The sequence below is a fragment of the Bacillota bacterium genome (assembly GCA_023511485.1).
Classification (GTDB): domain Bacteria; phylum Actinomycetota; class Aquicultoria; order Aquicultorales; family Aquicultoraceae; genus CADDYS01.
Genome location: JAIMBH010000022.1, coordinates 23282 through 40067, shown reverse-complemented (window position 1 = coordinate 40067; position 16786 = coordinate 23282). Strand labels below are relative to the sequence as shown.

General features: G+C 46.4%; 13 protein-coding genes. 4 read left to right on the top strand and 9 right to left on the bottom strand.

The genetic code is table 11. The annotated features are described in order from the left end of the window. The 9 genes from K6T91_08225 to K6T91_08185 all read right to left on the bottom strand — a co-directional run. On the bottom strand, positions 1-625 hold a 625-nt coding region (locus K6T91_08225), incomplete at its 3' end, for a TIGR03936 family radical SAM-associated protein (protein MCL6472778.1). Positions 626-732: 107 nt separating this feature from the next. Then, complete coding sequence (locus K6T91_08220; protein MCL6472777.1) at positions 733-2670, bottom strand: TIGR03960 family B12-binding radical SAM protein; 1938 nt, start codon at positions 2668-2670, stop codon at positions 733-735. A 945-nt stretch (positions 2671-3615) separates the two neighbouring features. Further along, positions 3616-4722, bottom strand: a complete 1107-nt coding sequence (gene rodA, locus K6T91_08215) for a rod shape-determining protein RodA (GenBank protein ID MCL6472776.1) — start codon at positions 4720-4722, stop codon at positions 3616-3618. 93 nt (positions 4723-4815) lie between these two features. After that, positions 4816-6726: a penicillin-binding protein 2 gene (gene mrdA, locus K6T91_08210; GenBank protein MCL6472775.1), complete on the bottom strand. Its 1911-nt coding sequence runs from the start codon at positions 6724-6726 to the stop codon at positions 4816-4818. 68 nt (positions 6727-6794) lie between these two features. After that, entirely contained in the window at positions 6795-7316 is a 522-nt protein-coding gene (gene mreD, locus K6T91_08205) for a rod shape-determining protein MreD (protein MCL6472774.1), read from the bottom strand. Then, on the bottom strand, positions 7316-8164 hold the full coding sequence (gene mreC / locus K6T91_08200) for a rod shape-determining protein MreC (GenBank protein ID MCL6472773.1): 849 nt from the start codon (positions 8162-8164) through the stop codon (positions 7316-7318). The genes mreD and mreC overlap by 1 nt, the downstream gene beginning before the upstream one ends. Positions 8165-8279: 115 nt before the next feature. Further along, entirely contained in the window at positions 8280-9314 is a 1035-nt protein-coding gene (locus K6T91_08195) for a rod shape-determining protein (GenBank protein ID MCL6472772.1), read from the bottom strand. A 14-nt stretch (positions 9315-9328) separates the two neighbouring features. Then, a complete protein-coding gene (gene radC, locus K6T91_08190) occupies positions 9329-10003 on the bottom strand; it encodes a DNA repair protein RadC (GenBank protein ID MCL6472771.1) in 675 nt (224 codons plus the stop codon). A gap of 216 nt (positions 10004-10219) precedes the next feature. After that, positions 10220-11350: an FAD-dependent oxidoreductase gene (locus tag K6T91_08185; protein ID MCL6472770.1), complete on the bottom strand. Its 1131-nt coding sequence runs from the start codon at positions 11348-11350 to the stop codon at positions 10220-10222. Between the two features lie 287 nt (positions 11351-11637). Between K6T91_08185 and lpdA the strand changes: the two genes are divergently transcribed. From lpdA to K6T91_08165, 4 genes are all read left to right on the top strand, one after another. After that, positions 11638-13038 (top strand): dihydrolipoyl dehydrogenase, encoded by a 1401-nt coding sequence (gene lpdA / locus K6T91_08180; protein ID MCL6472769.1) that lies wholly within the window; start codon positions 11638-11640, stop codon positions 13036-13038. An 82-nt stretch (positions 13039-13120) separates the two neighbouring features. After that, positions 13121-14098 carry a thiamine pyrophosphate-dependent dehydrogenase E1 component subunit alpha gene (locus K6T91_08175; GenBank protein MCL6472768.1) on the top strand — a complete coding sequence of 326 codons (978 nt, stop codon included), beginning with the start codon at positions 13121-13123 and terminating at the stop codon, positions 14096-14098. Then, positions 14088-15089, top strand: a complete 1002-nt coding sequence (locus K6T91_08170) for an alpha-ketoacid dehydrogenase subunit beta (GenBank protein MCL6472767.1) — start codon at positions 14088-14090, stop codon at positions 15087-15089. The genes K6T91_08175 and K6T91_08170 overlap by 11 nt, the downstream gene beginning before the upstream one ends. A gap of 120 nt (positions 15090-15209) precedes the next feature. Beyond that, positions 15210-16607, top strand: coding sequence for a 2-oxo acid dehydrogenase subunit E2 (locus tag K6T91_08165; GenBank protein ID MCL6472766.1), 1398 nt, complete (start codon positions 15210-15212; stop codon positions 16605-16607). Positions 16608-16786: the final 179 nt, after the last annotated feature.

Sequence of the window (16786 nt, the reverse complement as noted above, 5' to 3'; positions counted from 1 at the left end):
CTTCGAGGATTTCAACGCCGCCAAGCTCCGGGAACATCTCGGATAATTTGCCGACCGCAACCTCGGGGCGAATATTATTCTGATTGCCGGTGGATAGTAACATATAGAAACCATAGACATCCCCGCTTCTGTACTCGACCTGCCAATCCAGAATAGCTTTGTTAGTTTCTACCCATTTTTGCTTTTCCTTATGTTTGACCAGCAAGCGCCCTTCATCCCTAAGCTGGGCAATAAATGGTTCTATATGTACATCGCCGCCATCCAGCTTGACCTTTATTCTATAGGCCAGGCTCTGCACTAAGCTCATTATTGAGCCCTGTCTATCCTTGATATATTTCGCCCTGCTGATAGCTATTCCTTTTGGTAAGACGGAAGATATTTTTTTAATTAATTCCTCTGCCGGGATATACTCCTTGGCTTCTACCAGCATATACTCTGCAGAACTTCCAAAACCGACAGAAAGCGCCTGCCCATGTGATATTTTAGGCCTCGGGCTATAACCGCTGCTCATTTTAATCCCTATATTGGCCCGGCGAAATGCCCGCTGAAAAGCGCGTGCCAGCTCAAGATGAGATAAATATTTTAACGGGCCATTTTTGCCATATTCAATTATTAGCTTAGGCATAATATAACCAGCTCCAAAACTAGAAACTTAAGCTTTTAGAATCTTTCTTTTGAAATCTTCCAATGAACACAAAAACTATATAAAGCCGCTAAATAGCCAGCCAATGGCTAACCACTTACCGCCACCTTACCGAAAGTTATGTTATCTGCGTCAAGATTTGTGCAAACACCGCAGGCGCTGCATGTACCAAATCTGCAATCTTCCGTAAGTATTCCGGCGAGTGCGTTCTCATATTCGGCTTGGAGAAAGCTCTGATCGACACCGGTACCTATATGCTGCCATGGAAGCACCTCATCAATCTCGCGCTCCCTGGCTGCATAGAAACACGGGTCAAATCCCACGTCGCTAAACGCCTTGATCCAGATATCGTACTTAAACTCTTTCGTCCAGGCGTCGAATTTGCAGCCGAGCTGCCAGGCCCTGTAGATCACATCGGCGACCCTTCTATCTCCTCTGGCTATGGCTCCTTCAATAACAGCCGATTTTGGGTTATGCCATTTAAAGGAAAGGTGCCTTCCTTTGATTCGTTCACTTAAAAACCGCTGCTTTTTTTCAAATTCTTCAAGCGTGTTTTGGGCAACCCACTGAAACGGTGTATCCGGCTTTGGCGCAAAAGCCGACACACTAACAGTTACCATCAAACGAGACCTTGAGAGCCTATCCAATTTCTGATAACCAATTTCTACTATTTTCCTGCTTAGTTCTACTATCCCAAGAAGGTCTTCCTCGGTCTCAGTTGGAAGCCCCACCATGAAATAGAGTTTTATCTTCTGCCACCCCGCCTCAAATGCTGTCCTTACAGTGTTCAAGATGTCTGCTTCGGTCACATTTTTGTTTATCACGTCCCGCAGACGCTGTGTCCCTGCTTCAGGTGCAAATGTAAGCCCTGTCTTTTTTACTTTTGCTATCTCTTCTACCAGTTTAATTGAAAAAGCATCGACGCGCAGCGAAGGCAGAGATATTGCGATTCCCTCTTTAGCATATTTTTCCGATAGCTCTTTTAAGGTATCTTCAATCAAAGTAAAATCGGTGCTGCTAAGAGAAGATAACGAGACTTCTTCATAACCGGTGTTCTCAAGTATCGTAGATATCCCTTCGATGATTTGTTCCTTTGTTCTCTCCCTCACCGGACGATATATGATTCCTGCCTGACAGAAGCGACACCCTCTTGTGCAGCCACGCATTACCTCGACAGAGCATCTGTCATGAACTGTATCGACGAATGGGATGATCGGCTTTGCGGGTACAGAAATCTTGCTAAAATCTTTTACTATACGCCTGGTAACTATAGGCGGCACACCGTTATCCGGCACAATTTCTTTTAGTAGCCCGTCTTTGGTATAGTTAACGGTATAAAAAAGAGGCACATAAACGCCGGGTACATTCGCTAACTTCTTTAACAGTTCTTGTTTATCTTTTCCTCCCCGATCCTTCCAGACCTTCACAATGTCTGCAATCTCTATGATTAGCTCCTCAGCTTCACCGATAACGAAAAGGTCAAAAAATGCAGACATCGGTTCAGGATTTACCGCACCGGGCCCGCCGGCAATTACAAGCGGCTGCGTGGCATCCCGCTCTTTTGCATGGATTGGTATACCCGCCAGGTCCAGCATATTGAGAACATTTGTATAGATAAGTTCGTGTTGCAGGGAAAAGCCAAGTATATCAAAATCGGCCACCTGGCTGTGGGTCTCTAAAGTAAAAAGAGGGATACCGAATTCTCGCATCGCAGCCTCCATGTCCTTCCACGGAGCATAAACCCGCTCAGCTACAATTCCCTCGCGTTCATTTAGTACCTCGTATAGAATCTGAAGTCCCATGTTAGGCAGGCCTACCTCGTAGATATCCGGATAGGCCAGCGCTACTCTTAGCATATCTTTAGTAGTTGGTTTATGAACCGAGTTTAATTCATGGTTTATGTATCTGCTTGGCTTCTCCACTCTCGGCAATATTTTCTCTATTTGCGGCCAGAGGTCCACTAGCCTCACCTTTCCAGTCTTCAAAATATTTCTTTGCAAGCTGTCCCATTGCGATAGTACCGCCATATGCGACTCCGCCCTTTATGGCCCATCCGGCAACCGGGATCACCGACAATGTCTGCCTCGCCGCTTCCCTAAAAGCAAACCCTCCGCCTACAACAGCTAGAATCTCGTATAATCTTTTTACGCTAAGTTCCTGATTATATACCGCCGATAGCCTAAGAACCATTTTTATTTGGTTCACGGTAAGAAGCGGCATGTCGGCTCCTGGTACAAACACTGCAATCCCAATAATAGCATTCTGTTTTGCCGTATCCCCTATTATCCGACGGGCAACCTCATCCTTAAATGCGGGCACTGCAGCCGCCAAAGCCACCTCTTTGCCCTTTATTTTATTCAGAACCTTGGGAATTAGCATGGTTTTAAATGCTTTATCATCAGAAATCGGGATAAATAGCACGTCTTCTCCGCTTACCCGAAAGACATCCGCCAGGTTATCTGCAAGCCAGTCATTTATATCCCGCCCTGTCACTACAATGAGCTTATTTCTTGCCTTGGTAGCCTGCTTAACCATCTGCTCAAGATCTTTACTTGTTTTTCCAGGCGATATAATAACAAGCGCTAGTTCGGCCTCTTTTAACTTTGCCTCCCATTCAGCAGCATTGGATAAACCCCCCATACCAAAAACCACACCATCTGACCCAGCACCTCCGAACTTTGCCAATATCTCAGCTTCTATTTCGGGGTCGGCGATCACAGCTATAGCGACCTGCTTTTCTGCCTCCTTGCGCACAGCCTTTAAGACCTGGGCAATATTTCTAATTTTTTTAAGCTGACTAAGCTTAGACATATTTCTCCTTGTAAACAATGTAGTGATAATTCACAAGCCATACTATAAAACCAGCGTTTCGTACTATCTATTAACTCGGAACTAATGATGCGTGGCTGTAGCGTGAATACTAGGTAAATAACTATAATCTAGTTTTTAGTCTCAAGTCTCTAGTATCTAGATTATACATAACGGCGGGCATAAATATTAAGAAGTATTCCAACGCCCATCAGGTGAACGATTAATGAGCTGTTTCCATAGCTTATAAACGGAAGAGGGATACCGGTGATCGGCATAAGCCCGATTGTCATTCCAATGTTTACTAATATCTGGAATAACCAGAGTGAGATTATCCCCGTGGCGAGTAGCGTTCCGAAGAGGTTCTTAGCAAATACTGCAGTCTGCAAACCCCGCATAATAAGTACAAGGAAAAGAAGCAGCAAGAGCGTTGCGCCAAAGAACCCGGCCTCTTCACCAATAACTGAAAAAATAAAATCGGTATGCCTCTCAGGTAGGAACTGTAGCCTTGTCTGAGTTCCCGAGAAAATCCCTTTACCGAACAACTGCCCTGAGCCAATTGCTATCTTTGACTGGAGCAGATTGTAACCTGCACCTTTTGGGTCGTTATCAGGATTAACAAAAACGGTCAACCTGTCGATTTGATAGTCCTTTAAAACATGAAGCTGAATACCGACAATAGCTATGATTATACCCGCCAGAATTATGATCGCAAAATGGCGACCTGGGAAGCCTGCCACCAACATCATCCCAAGCAAGATTGCAATATAGCACATTGCGGTCCCAAGGTCTGGCTGGGCTAAGACTAAAAGCAAAGGTAAGCCGACATGGGCAAGAGACAGAAGCAAATCTCGCATACTATCTAACTGGCTCTTGCGGTTGGCCAAAAAGCTTGCGAGAGTTACGATAAGGATAAGTTTGCTAAACTCGGACGGTTGCAGCTGGAAAAATCCAATTTGAAACCAGCTTTGCGCACCCTTGTGGGTCTGTCCAACAAAAAATACGGCAATGAGAACGAGAACGTTTAACACATAAAGGAAGGCCATGTAGTTCTTCCACTTATTATAATTAGAAAATAATAAGGCAAGAAGTATCACCAAGCCAATAGCAAATGCGACAATCTGTTTTTTTAAAAAGAAATACGGATCACCGCCGTTTAGAGAAGTCGACTGGGTTGCACTGAAAACTGCAATTACACCATAAATGCATAATAACAGTACTGCTGCAACCATAGTTAAGTCTATTTTGCGGTTTATGCTCCTTAAGTCCATCATGTCCTAATCAATTCCTGATACTCGCTCCGCCTGCTGCGCAAGCAGGCCTAAATCTATAAACTTTTAAATTTCCTGCACTCCAAACCTGCGTTACCTCGATGGGTCGTAAATATTTGAGCCGGCTCCTTTATCATAGTACCCAAGAGCTGTGGCAAGAATCTTTCTTGCCGCCGGGGCAGCTGTTGATCCACCGTGCCCCCCCTGCTCTATCATGACAGCAACAACGTATTTAGGGTCATCGGCCGGAGCATACCCAACGTACCATGCAAAGTCTTCCTTTCCTCTAACCTGTGATGTCCCAGTTTTGCCGGCAGTCCTCACCGGAAAACCGGCAAAGGCAGCGGCTGCAGTACCCTGGGTTGTAACTTGCTCAAGCGCTGACTGGGTATACCTTATCATATCTTTTGAGACCGGCAGTTCGTGTTTATCTTCTGGTTTAATCTGAAATTCAGTCTTGACATTGCCGTTCCACGATATCATTGCCTTGCCTATGTGGGGACGATAAAATGTCCCACCGTTGGCAATGGCGGCGTAAAATGATGCCATTTGCAGCGGAGTTGCCAATAGATCACCCTGCCCAATAGCTATGTTAACTGTATCCCCGGGATACCACCTTTGGTACTCCGGATTGCCCTTGTTGAATTCTTTTTTCCACGCTTTATCCGGAACCCGGCCCTTGGCCTCCATTGGCAGATCAACTCCGGTAATCGACCCAAAACCAAAAATCTTTGCCCAGTATTGAAGTCTCTCCTCACCCTGACGATAAAATCTTTGCCCGATTATATAAAATACGGTATCGCATGAATCGTAGATAGCCTTTACCAATCCAAGACGTCCATGACCCGAGTGGTTCCAACACCACCTAACCCACTTTTTGCCTAAACCATCCCATGACCCCTGACATAGAAACGACTCATCTTTTGCCGTCAAGCCGTCGGCAAGCGCACCTATCAATGTTACCGGCTTAAATGTCGACCCCGGAGGATAAGCCATAAGAGCTCGATTGTTTAAGGGAAATTTGTTGTCTGGATTAAGCAAGTTATCCCAATCTTGTTTGGATATACCGCCAACGAAGAGTTCTGGATTGTAAGTGGGATAACTCGCCATCGCTATTATCTCTCCATTTCTGGGGTCGAGAACGACAGCAGCCCCGGCGTCGGCGTTTGCGCCGTTTTCCGGCTTTCCGGTGCTTTTTGCCTGCTGAATTGCCTCGTTGATTGCTTGCTCGGCCGCCTGCTGTACATTAAGGTCAACGCTGAGTACCAGGTTTGATCCAGGGATTGGGTCCTGATTCTTTATCACCCTGAGAGGCCTTCCCGATGCGTTGACCTCTAGTTGCTGGCTTCCCTTCTCGCCTCTTAAAATTTTCTCATAAATACTCTCAACGCCAGTTTTACCAATCGTATCTCCAAGCATGTAGTCGCCTGTATCTTTTAATTTGGCCATCTCCTGTTCGGAAATTTCCCCTATATAACCTAAGATGTGAGCACCCAGGGTACCATGCGGATAGGACCTGATGGGCTCGGTAACAATATCAACGCCCAGGAGCTCCATTTTATGTTCCTCGATATAGGCAAGCACCTGATCGGTTAAATCCCATTTAATAACCCTTGGCTTTAATGGGTCGACTTTTTTTTCGGCAATTTTTTCTTTAATCTCACCAATAGACATCCCCAGTATTTTGGATAGCTTCTTAAGGCTCTCGGGATACTTTTCGGCGATCTGCGGAGATACGGAAACCCCGGTGCTTGGACGGTTATTAACCAGAACCTGACCATTGCGATCATAGATTAAGCCTCTTGGTGCATCCACAGGAATAACTCTAATATAATTGCCCTCAGCAAGCTCCATATACATCTGACCGCCCATTACCTGTAAAAACCAGAGCCTGCTGATTAAAATAGTAAAAATACCAATCGCAATAAAAGAAAGAATCAAGAGCCTGGATCTTACGTCTTCAGGTTTTACGTTTCTCTCAAGAGTAGTGTCTATTAACTTCATTTAACCCTTTATGCCTATACAGCTTATGATCTAGTGATCACTCCACGGCTTATAAAGCCGTTAGCTTTTTAATCATACTTCTTCGCTATCCTCACCACCGGTGCTTCTTGTTTAAACACCATAAACCGGCGCAGCATCATATAAACAAAAGGTGCCAATATTGCGTTATATGTAGCCGATGGCAAAACTATGCCGGTTACCAGAACCTTTATTGGCGTAGTCTCGCCAAGCAAAAACATAAACCCAACGTAGATAAACTGATTTATGCAAGTAGCAATAAAAATCGCAAGCATTGTAAGAAGCATGTTTTCGACAAATATAGCCCTTTTGACAAGGCCGGCAAAAAACCCGACGATTGATTTACTTATGAGCCCAATACCAACGTGTGACCCCGATAGAAGATCGCCAAGTAGACCCCCAAAGAAACCAGCCACCGTTCCAATTTGGGGACCATAAGTAAAACCGTAAAGTGCGGTGATAATAATAACTATATCCGGCTTAGCCCCTGAAACCGCCATGTGTGGTACAACAGTTGCCTGAAATATGAAGGCAACTAATACCAACAAGCATGATTGAACTATCGGCCACATCAGTTACCCTCCTTGAAAGCTGTGATTGGTTCGCACTTAACAACCAGAACTTCTTCAAGGCTGGAAAAGTCGACCGGGGGCATTACTTCGACATTTTTGTACAAACCATAGCCCGATAGAGTTACTTTCGATACTTTACCTACATAAAGCCCTCTTGGGAATAACCCGCCAAGACCTGATGTAACTATCCTATCCCCAACTTGTATAGCTGAGTCCCGGGATATATAGCGCAAGCTAAGCCTGTTTTCCCTTAACTGGCCTTTAACAACACCTATCTCACCCGTGCTCTCGACCTGGACCGAAACCCCGCTTTGAACATCGTTTAAAAGAGTTACTTTGGATGCGCTCTGTGTTACATCAACAACCTGCCCGATGAGACTGCCACCCGCTATGACAGGCATGTGCCTTCGCACGCCGTCTGAATATCCCTTGTCTATGATGACCGACGACCACCAATTGCTGGCAGGCATTCCTATAACCCGTGCGGGAATGGTTTCATACTGCAGTTGATCCTTAAAGCCTATAAGCGACCGAAGGCGGGAGTTTTCACGCTTTAAGCTCTGAAGTTCGAACACCTGCTCTCTCAGGTGATCAATCTCCTGTTTAAGTCCTCTATTTTCGCGCTTTAAGTCTCCAAAGTGAACGAGATAATCCCAACCATCCTTTACTGGGGTAAGAATACTGGTAACGGCCGCCTGTAGCGGTGATATCGCTGCCATGACCAACCGCTCGGACCGGTGGATTAAACCGTCCTCGCCTTCACGATAGTGGACGGTTGTTATAAATATGCTTACGGCAATTAATATGATTAGCACAAGGTAACTGCGTCTGCTAAAAAAATCAGGCATAAAAGCCCCCTATAATAGCTCTCAGCTATCGGCTGTTAATTCTCAACCTCGGATAAATCCGTACCGGTTTCTTGCTGAAGGTTGATGGCAAACAGCTGATAGCTGAGAGCTTGGATCATCTCGATGATGTGCCTATCAATACTTTTCTAAGCGTATTAATCTCGCTAAGGGCTCTCCCGCTTCCTATTGCCACACAACTTAACGGATCATCTGTCACGTGAACCGGCATACCTGTTTCTTGCCTTATTCTTTCATCCAAGCCCTTAAGAAGCGACCCTCCACCGCTTAAGACAATCCCTCTATCCATAATATCGCTTGATAGTTCAGGCGGAGTTTTTTCTAATGTGCCCTTTATAGCAAGAATGATTGCTGATAGCGGCTCCTCTATTGCCGCCCGGATTTCCTCTGAGGAGAGAATAACATTTTTGGGTAGCCCGGTTAGTAGGTCACGGCCTCTTACCTCAGCATCCTCTTCCTCCCCAAGCGGATAGGCTGAACCAATCTCAATTTTTATTTCTTCGGCTGTGCGCTCACCAATCATGATATTGTATTCTTTCTTGACGTGATTGATAATCGCCTCATCAAACTCGTCACCGCCGATTCTAATCGACTGGCAGGTAACAATACCTCCGAGCGAAATCACTGCGACCTCGGTCGTGCCACCACCGATATCTACAATCATGTTGCCTGTCGGCTCCTGTATCGGCAATCCGGCTCCAATAGCTGCAGCCATCGGCTCTTCTATTAGATATGCCTCGCGCGCACCTGCAGAAAGCGTTGCCTCAAAAACAGCTCTTCTTTCTACCTCGGTTACACCTGATGGAACACATATAACAACCCGTGGCCTGACCAGTTGCTTGCGGTTGTGCACTTTTAAAATAAAATGGCGGAGCATCGCTTCGGTAACATCAAAATCGGCGATAACACCATCTTTCAGCGGTCTTATTGCAACGATGCTCCCCGGTGTTCGTCCGATCATCTTTTTTGCATCTACTCCAACGGCAAGTATTTTACCGGAAGATTTGTCATACGCGACAACTGAGGGCTCAACCAGAACAATACCTCTTCCCTTAACATGGACAAGAGTGTTGGCCGTACCCAAGTCTATAGCCATGTCTCGACTTAATGGCGTCGCTAAGAAATCAAACATTACTTTTCCTCCGGTTACATCAAGCTATATTCTTTCAGACTCACAAATCGACCGTCACCAAGAATAATGTGGTCGAGTAAATCTATTCCTAACACCTGGCCTGCCTCAGTTAAACGCTTGGTCACCGCTATATCCTCAGAGCTTGGTGTCGGGTCTCCACTCGGATGGTTGTGTGCTACAATAACCGCCGCGCCATTGTGCCTAATCACCATCTTATAAAGTTCCCTTGGGTGCACCACCGAGGAACTCAGACTCCCTATCGAGATATCCACCGACCTCAGGACCTGATGCTTGGTGTTTAATATCAACGCTTTAAAGTGCTCTCTATCCAGATACCGCATATCGGGCATAAGGAGCCGAGCAACATCTTCTGGGGAATTAATGGTAAACCGCTCGGACGGTGATGCCATTCCAGCCCGTCTACCGAGCTCAAGCGCTGCCAGGACCTTGGTGGCTTTTACCTTCCCTATTCCACCGATTCCGCAAAGCTCTTCTATGGTCGACTTTCCAAGAGAACCCAGCGTTTGAAAGTGAGACAACAACTTCTCGCTTAGCTGAACCGTAGTCTTATTTTTTGTGCCAGTACCCAATACTATAGCCAGTAATTCTGCATTTGACAAACTGCCTGCACCGAACTGGATCAGCCTTTCTCTTGGCCTTAGCTCAGGCGGCAGTTGTTTGATTGTCAAGTGTACATTTTCTTCTGTCAACGCCCCTCCTGCATCAATGAGCACGCCTGATCGTAACCAAACAAAAGCGGCGCATAGATTACAAATATATTTTATAAGATACGTTTGGTTGTGTCATCTAAAAAAAGCAGGTCTGGATGTCTTGGCGTGCCAAAGTAAAATATGTTGGCACTTTGACACCATATAACCGTATAGATAGACATTAATAAACGAAGTTTAAATAAGCTTCCACGGAATCCCCGCTTTGTGCGTGTATATATAATATCGCTCGATTGCTTCTTTAAGACTCGAGAGGTGCTCTCCATAGTCTATGATTTTATAATTCTTGGCCAATACAGCTGTCACACCAAAATCAGACAATATATAGAAATTTGCAAAAGCATGCTCGGCATCATACTTTTGTTTTTTGCTACCCGTTATCGCAGCATAAACATTTCTTGCTGCCACCTGCCCCTGCTCTAACGCAACATGGGCAACTTTGGGAACATTTACCCGACCAAAGTCGGCAGCGTCGCCAGCAACAAAAATATTATCGTAACTCTTGCATGACAAATCCTCATTCACCGGCATAAATCCCTCAGCGGTAGAAAACTTCAGTTTCTGAAGAAAATCAGGTGCCTCCACTTTACCAACCGAACAGATTACATCCGATGGTATTTCGAGACCATCCTCTAGAACCGCTATACCGGGCCTTGCTTCAGCCAGCTTCCTGCCAAGATGAAGGGTTACTCCACAGCGTCTAAAGTCCTCGGTGAGCAAATCACAGGCCTCCCTACCAAGGTGGATCAACAGCCTGTGCTTCTCCTCGGCAAGATGGAGGTCAAAACGATCTCTTATCCCCTTCTCACTCAAATAGACATGTATCCAGCCTAGGTATTCCGCGCCCGGCCCAGGCCTCTCACCCTCGATTGCGAAAGTAATCGTTCCGCCATCCATCTCATCTATTATGCGGGTTAGCTCAAGCACATCCCGCAGCGCGCATGGAAATAAGACGTTTTTGTGTCCCCTTACATGGCTTCTCTTGGGTTTCCATCCGGCGCTAACTATCAGGTAGTCATAACCAAGTTCAAGCCCGCTGGCCAGCACTACTTTATTGTCCTGGGGCTCAACTGAGACAACCTCACCGATATAGAAATTGATCCCCTTCCTATTGAAAATAGGCTTGAGGTCAAACGATATATCACCAAGCAACTTGCGCTTCGGCGGCAGCCAAATAAGGCTTGGGGTAAATACCATTTCATTGTCCAAGCTGACAACGGTTATATCCGCATCCAGACCCGGCAATTCACTGAGTAGAAAAGAGGCCTCAATCCCGGCGAAACCGCTCCCTATGATTAGAATATCCATGCATTACAGCCCTTTCTAAAATTATTTATCCACCAGATGCTATTAGAGCGCAGCTTTGATCATGCTCTATACTAAATTTCCATTCAGGGAATATATCTAACAGTTACGCCAACTCAACGCTAATACAGCTCACGTTATTTATGATTAAAAGTTATGGTTTACTGGGCTGGCTTAGCCAGCATCTTTTACACGAGATTAGCGGCTTTCGTCAACGGGTAATATTTAAGAATCCTGTATTGCGAAGGATTAAAGAGAAACTATGTCCCTAGTTCAGGGGGTATTGAAAGTTGAGCGAAGCTATTTACGACATTGCGATTATAGGAGGCGGTCCCGGCGGGTACGCCTCTGCGTTCCGGGCTGCCGAGATCGGTCTCAGACCGGTAATTATAGAGAAGGACAAAGTCGGCGGCACCTGCGTTCACCGGGGATGTATCCCGACTACAAGCCTGCTGCAGAGTGCCAGGGTACTCGAGATGACCAGACGGGCTGATAAGTTTGGGATTAAAACCGAAGGTGTATCATATGACTGGCAAAGCGTTCAAAAAGCCAAATCGGTCGCCGTTAATCGGCTTTATATGGGCCTTAGAACTCTTTTCAAACAGCATCAAGTTGATGTTATTAAAGGCCTTGCCACCTTTGATGAGCCAGGACTGGTTAGAGTCGATGGTGAGGCTGGCGCGCAGACGGTACGCGCAGAAAACGTTATTATCGCAACCGGCTCTTCCCCGCGAAGCATCCCCATATTGGAGAGAAGTCCGGATATGACAATAGATACAACGCAGGCTCTTGAGATAAACGAGGTGCCCAGGTCGATAACCATAGTCGGCGGTGGCGCATATGGAGTTGAGTTTGCTTCCCTTTTTAAAAGCTTTGGCTCCGAGGTGTCGATTATAGATATTGCCCCTCACCTGCTACCTAGAGAAGACGCAGACATAGCAAAACGGTTAGAAAGAATATTTTCTAAGCGGGGTATCAATATTCACACACAGGCAAAAATACAGGCGGCTGCAATAATCGATAACCAAGTCCAGATAGAAATTGAACTTCAAAACACCGGCGAAGTTAAAACTGTAGCATCGGATAAAGTGCTGGTGACCGTCGGGAGAACCGCAAACCTTGACAATATCGATACCGAAACGCTGGGGCTTAAAACAAAAGACGGTTTTATAGACACCGATAGCGATATGAAAACAAATATTGAAGGAGTTTATGCTGTTGGCGATGTTACGTTTAACCCTCAATATGCTAACTTTGCCTTCTCAGAAGGAATCCATGCGGTTGAGGCAATCGCTGGCTTAAACCCGCCCAAGCTCAACTTAAAGCAAATTCCAATATACATATTCGGATATCCGGAGTTGGCAAAAGTCGGCTATACAGAGGATGAAGCTAGACAAGCTGGATTTGAAATCGAAACGGTTGGCCTTTCCTTCCAGGCAGTACCAAGGTCTGCGATTGATAAAGATGATACTGGGTTTGCAAAAATGATCGCCATAAAAGGGGGTCCTATAATTGGCGTTCACCTTATAGGACCTGACGTAGTCAATTTGATTTCGGAGGCAATGCTTATTACTAATTGGGAGGCGACTGCTGAAGATGTAGCACAGTTCTTGCACCCGCATCCTACGTATGCCGAATCGATTGGTGAGACAGTGCTGAAGTTAGCGAATAAGCCATTGCATTCGTTATAGGGGTCAGAGGGCAGGGTTCCCGGGTCTTTTTCTTGACCCGGCTCCTGAAACCCTGGACCTTAAAATATTGGGAGGTAAGAGTATGCAAGTTAAGCCATTAGAACTTGGAGCAAAAGAGTTGCTAGATGTCTACTACCTCATGCGGCTTGGACGTGCAATCGAAGACCGCCTCAACCTCCTTTACAAGGGCGGAAGGCTTCCCGGGGCAATTTATCTTGGAACCGGACAGGAAGCTATAGAAATCGGGGCATCTTACGCCCTTGAGCCCGGAGATGTGCTCGCCCCCACCCACCGAGATATGATGGCACAGCTGCCAAGAGGTATTACCCCAAGAGAAGTATTTTTACAGCATTATGCCAGAGCAAACAGCTTAACACATGGCAAAGGAGAAGATAACTACCAGGGCGATTTAAAGCGCGGGACGTTTGCAACCGTAAGTATGCTCCCTGATTTTTATCCGGTAGCAGCGGGGGCTGCGCTTGCTTTTAAGCTACGCAAGGAAAAACGCGTAGCAATGGCCTACTGTGGTGAGGGCGCAACATCGGTCGGTGACTGGCATGAAGCGATAAATGTCGCATCTGTCATGAATCTACCAGTTGTCTTTGTAGTCATCAACAACGGTTATGCGTATTCCACCCCGGTTTACAAAGAAATGAAGGTGGCAAATGTCGCCGATAGGGCTTGTGCCTATGCGATCCCCGGCGTGGTAGTTGATGGCAATGATGTCGTCGAGTGCTACCAGGAAACAAAGAAGGCAGTCGAGAGAGCACGCGAGGGTGGCGGCCCTACCCTGATTGAGGCAAAAACGATGCGCATGCGCGGCCACGCCGGTCACGACCCCGCAACTTACGTGGCAAAAGAGATAATCGACCTATGGACGAAAAGAGACCCGATTGTTCGCTTTGAGAATTACCTGGTCTCACGCAATTTATTAAACGATCAGCAAAAACAAGAAATCATAAACCGGGTAAATGAAGCTGTTGAAGATGCGGTCAGTTTTGCTGAATCCAGTCCTTACCCGGAAGGAAAGGAGGCCATCGAGGATGTCTATGCAGCCTAACCCAAACCAAGATGGCCAGAAAGAGACACTCTTTATTGATGCGATATCCCAAGCCCTTTGGGAAGAGATGGAGCGCGACCCAAGCATATTCATCATAGGAGAGGATATCGGAGTCTATGGAGGCGCGTTCAAGGTGACTAAAGGTTTTTTAGACCACTTTGGCCCTGAAAGAATAATAGATGCGCCGATAGCAGAAGAAGCTTTCACCGGTATGGCAGTAGGTGCGGCGCTTATGGGCATGCGCCCCATAGTCGAATACCAATATGCCGATTTTATATCGTGCGCATGGGATCAGATTGTTAACGTTGCAGCCAAATACCATTACCGCACACGCGATGCTGTGCCCATGGTAATGCGGGCACCCTCGGGAGCAGGTTTAAGGGCAGGTCCATTTCATAGCCAAAGCCCTGAGGGATGGTTTGCTCATGTGCCGGGATTAAAAGTAGTTATGCCCGCTACTCCTTACGACGCTAAGGGGCTTTTAAAGGCAGCTATTCGAGATAATAACCCGGTCATCTACTTTGAACATAAATACCTTTACCGCCGCTTAAAGGAACCAATCCCGACCGAGGATTACACAGTTCCCATAGGCAAAGCCGACGTGCAACGGGAAGGTAACGATGTTACGATCGTCACCTATGCAGCTATGGTGCAGACTGCTCTCGCGGCCGCTGAGAAAGCACAGGAGAAAGGTATTTCTGTCGAGGTAGTCGATTTGAGAACTATCTATCCCTTAGACAAGGAAACTATACTTAATTCGGTCGCTAAAACAAATAAGGCAATCATGTTGTATGAAGACACAAGAACATTAGGTATCGGCGCAGAAGTCTCGGCTATCATCGCTGAAGAAGCATTTGAAAGTCTGGATGGCCCAATACTTAGGGTTTCGTCCCCAGATGCGCCGGTACCCTACAGTCCGCCTCTTGAGGATTACTTCCTCCCGCAGGTGGATGATGTGATGAATGCAATAGATAGATTGTCGGCATATTAAATTAAGGTCTTAAAGTGTCAATGTTTTAGAGTGCAGGCATTAGCACTTTGGTACATCAAGACTTCGGCACTGTAAAAGTGCAATAAACGTGAGCATAGACTAATTGGGAGTGTTTTTGATATGACAATTCCTTTAACAATGCCCCGACTCGGTGAGACAGTTACCGAGGGGACCATTATTAAGTGGCTTAAAAAAGAAGGCGATTTCGTAAACAAGGATGAAAGCATAGTTGAGGTATCAACAGCTAAAGTTGAAACCGAGCTACCCGCCCCCGCAAGTGGTAAAGTAACAAAAATTATCGCGCAGGAAGACGAAACCGTGCCTGTAGGTGCCGATCTTGCGTTAATAGATGAGACAGCAAAACCGGGGGTGCCTGCTCCAGAGAAAAAACCGCCAGAGGCAGCAGCTCCGCCACCTAAACCTGCCGCTGAGAAGGCTCCCCTTGCTGCCGTACCTGAGGCAAAACCACCCGAGGTGAAACCCGAGGTAGGATTTATATCACCAGTCGTGCGAAAATTGGCGCGTGAGCATAATATAGACCTGTCTAAAGTAACTGGCACCGGCGCAGGAGGAAGAATAACCAGACAAGACGTTGAAAGATATATCGAGCTGCAACGGGCGGCAGCACCTGGTCCGCCTAAGCCACCGATAGCTAAGGCGCCTCCAATATCACTAGCTCCTATGCCATCAGCGGAAATCCCGGAACGCGAGATACCCGGTATGGCAGCCATGAAGGCTGAGCAGCCAACCGAGGCTCCTCCAGCACCTGAGGTCAAACCAACGCCAGCGCCTCAAGCACCGAGCCTTCCAGGTGAGAGAATTGTCGAAACGCCGCACATAAGGCATGAGATAGCCAAGCATATGATCAATAGCTGGCACACAGCGGCAAAGGTGACGGCTATAGTTGAGGTTGATATGACAAGCGTGGTTAAGCAGCGGGATAAGGTTAAAGAGAACTTCAAGAAACGCGAAGGGTTCTCGCTCACCTATCTTCCCTTCGTTGCTAAAGCCACAATAGATGCCCTGAAGAACTTTCCCCTGGTAAATGCCAGAATCGTTGATGAACATCACATTGCATTACATGACTATATCAACCTTGGTATAGCAGTCGCCATTGAGGATGGGCTGATAGTGCCGGTTGTTAAGGATGCTGACCGGATGAACTTGATAGGAATAGCCCGCGCAGTCTATGACCTCGCAGAGAGAGCAAGAACGGGAAAATTAAAACCGGACGAGGTAGTTGGGTCTACGTTTACTATTACCAACCCAGGCTCTTACGGATCTATCATACAGACGCCGATAATAAACCAGCCCAACGTAGCTATATTAAGCCTTGAGCTTATTCAAAAAAGGCCAGTTGTAATCGACGAGGCTATTGCAATCCGGCACATGGTTTTTATGCCGCTTTCATACGACCACAGGCTAATCGATGGAGCTATGGCGGCACAATTTTTAAACCGCATCAAGCATAACCTTGAGACGTGGGATTTTACCCCGGACCTGGCAAGCCTGATGTGAAAAGCTATCGGCTCAAAGCCGACGGTATCAAGAAATTAACTGAGAGTTGATAGCTAACAGCTAGAACTGATGGTTAGAAACTATATGTTTCTATTGGCTATTCAATGGAAAGATTAAGTATCAAAGAAGCGTCTTAGATCGCGAGGAAAAATAGAAATGAACGTGTGCTGGGTCGCGGA

Coding starts and splice junctions, on each gene's coding strand:
- K6T91_08220 (MCL6472777.1), bottom strand. CDS start 2,670: ATGGCGGTACTATCGCAATGGGACAGCTTGCAAAGAAATATTTTGAAG.
- rodA (MCL6472776.1), bottom strand. CDS start 4,722: ATGGACTTAAGGAGCATAAACCGCAAAATAGACTTAACTATGGTTGCA.
- mrdA (MCL6472775.1), bottom strand. CDS start 6,726: ATGAAGTTAATAGACACTACTCTTGAGAGAAACGTAAAACCTGAAGAC.
- mreD (MCL6472774.1), bottom strand. CDS start 7,316: ATGTGGCCGATAGTTCAATCATGCTTGTTGGTATTAGTTGCCTTCATA.
- mreC (MCL6472773.1), bottom strand. CDS start 8,164: ATGCCTGATTTTTTTAGCAGACGCAGTTACCTTGTGCTAATCATATTA.
- K6T91_08195 (MCL6472772.1), bottom strand. CDS start 9,314: ATGTTTGATTTCTTAGCGACGCCATTAAGTCGAGACATGGCTATAGAC.
- K6T91_08185 (MCL6472770.1), bottom strand. CDS start 11,350: ATGGATATTCTAATCATAGGGAGCGGTTTCGCCGGGATTGAGGCCTCT.
- K6T91_08175 (MCL6472768.1), top strand. CDS start 13,121: ATGCAAGTTAAGCCATTAGAACTTGGAGCAAAAGAGTTGCTAGATGTC.
- K6T91_08170 (MCL6472767.1), top strand. CDS start 14,088: ATGCAGCCTAACCCAAACCAAGATGGCCAGAAAGAGACACTCTTTATT.
- K6T91_08165 (MCL6472766.1), top strand. CDS start 15,210: ATGACAATTCCTTTAACAATGCCCCGACTCGGTGAGACAGTTACCGAG.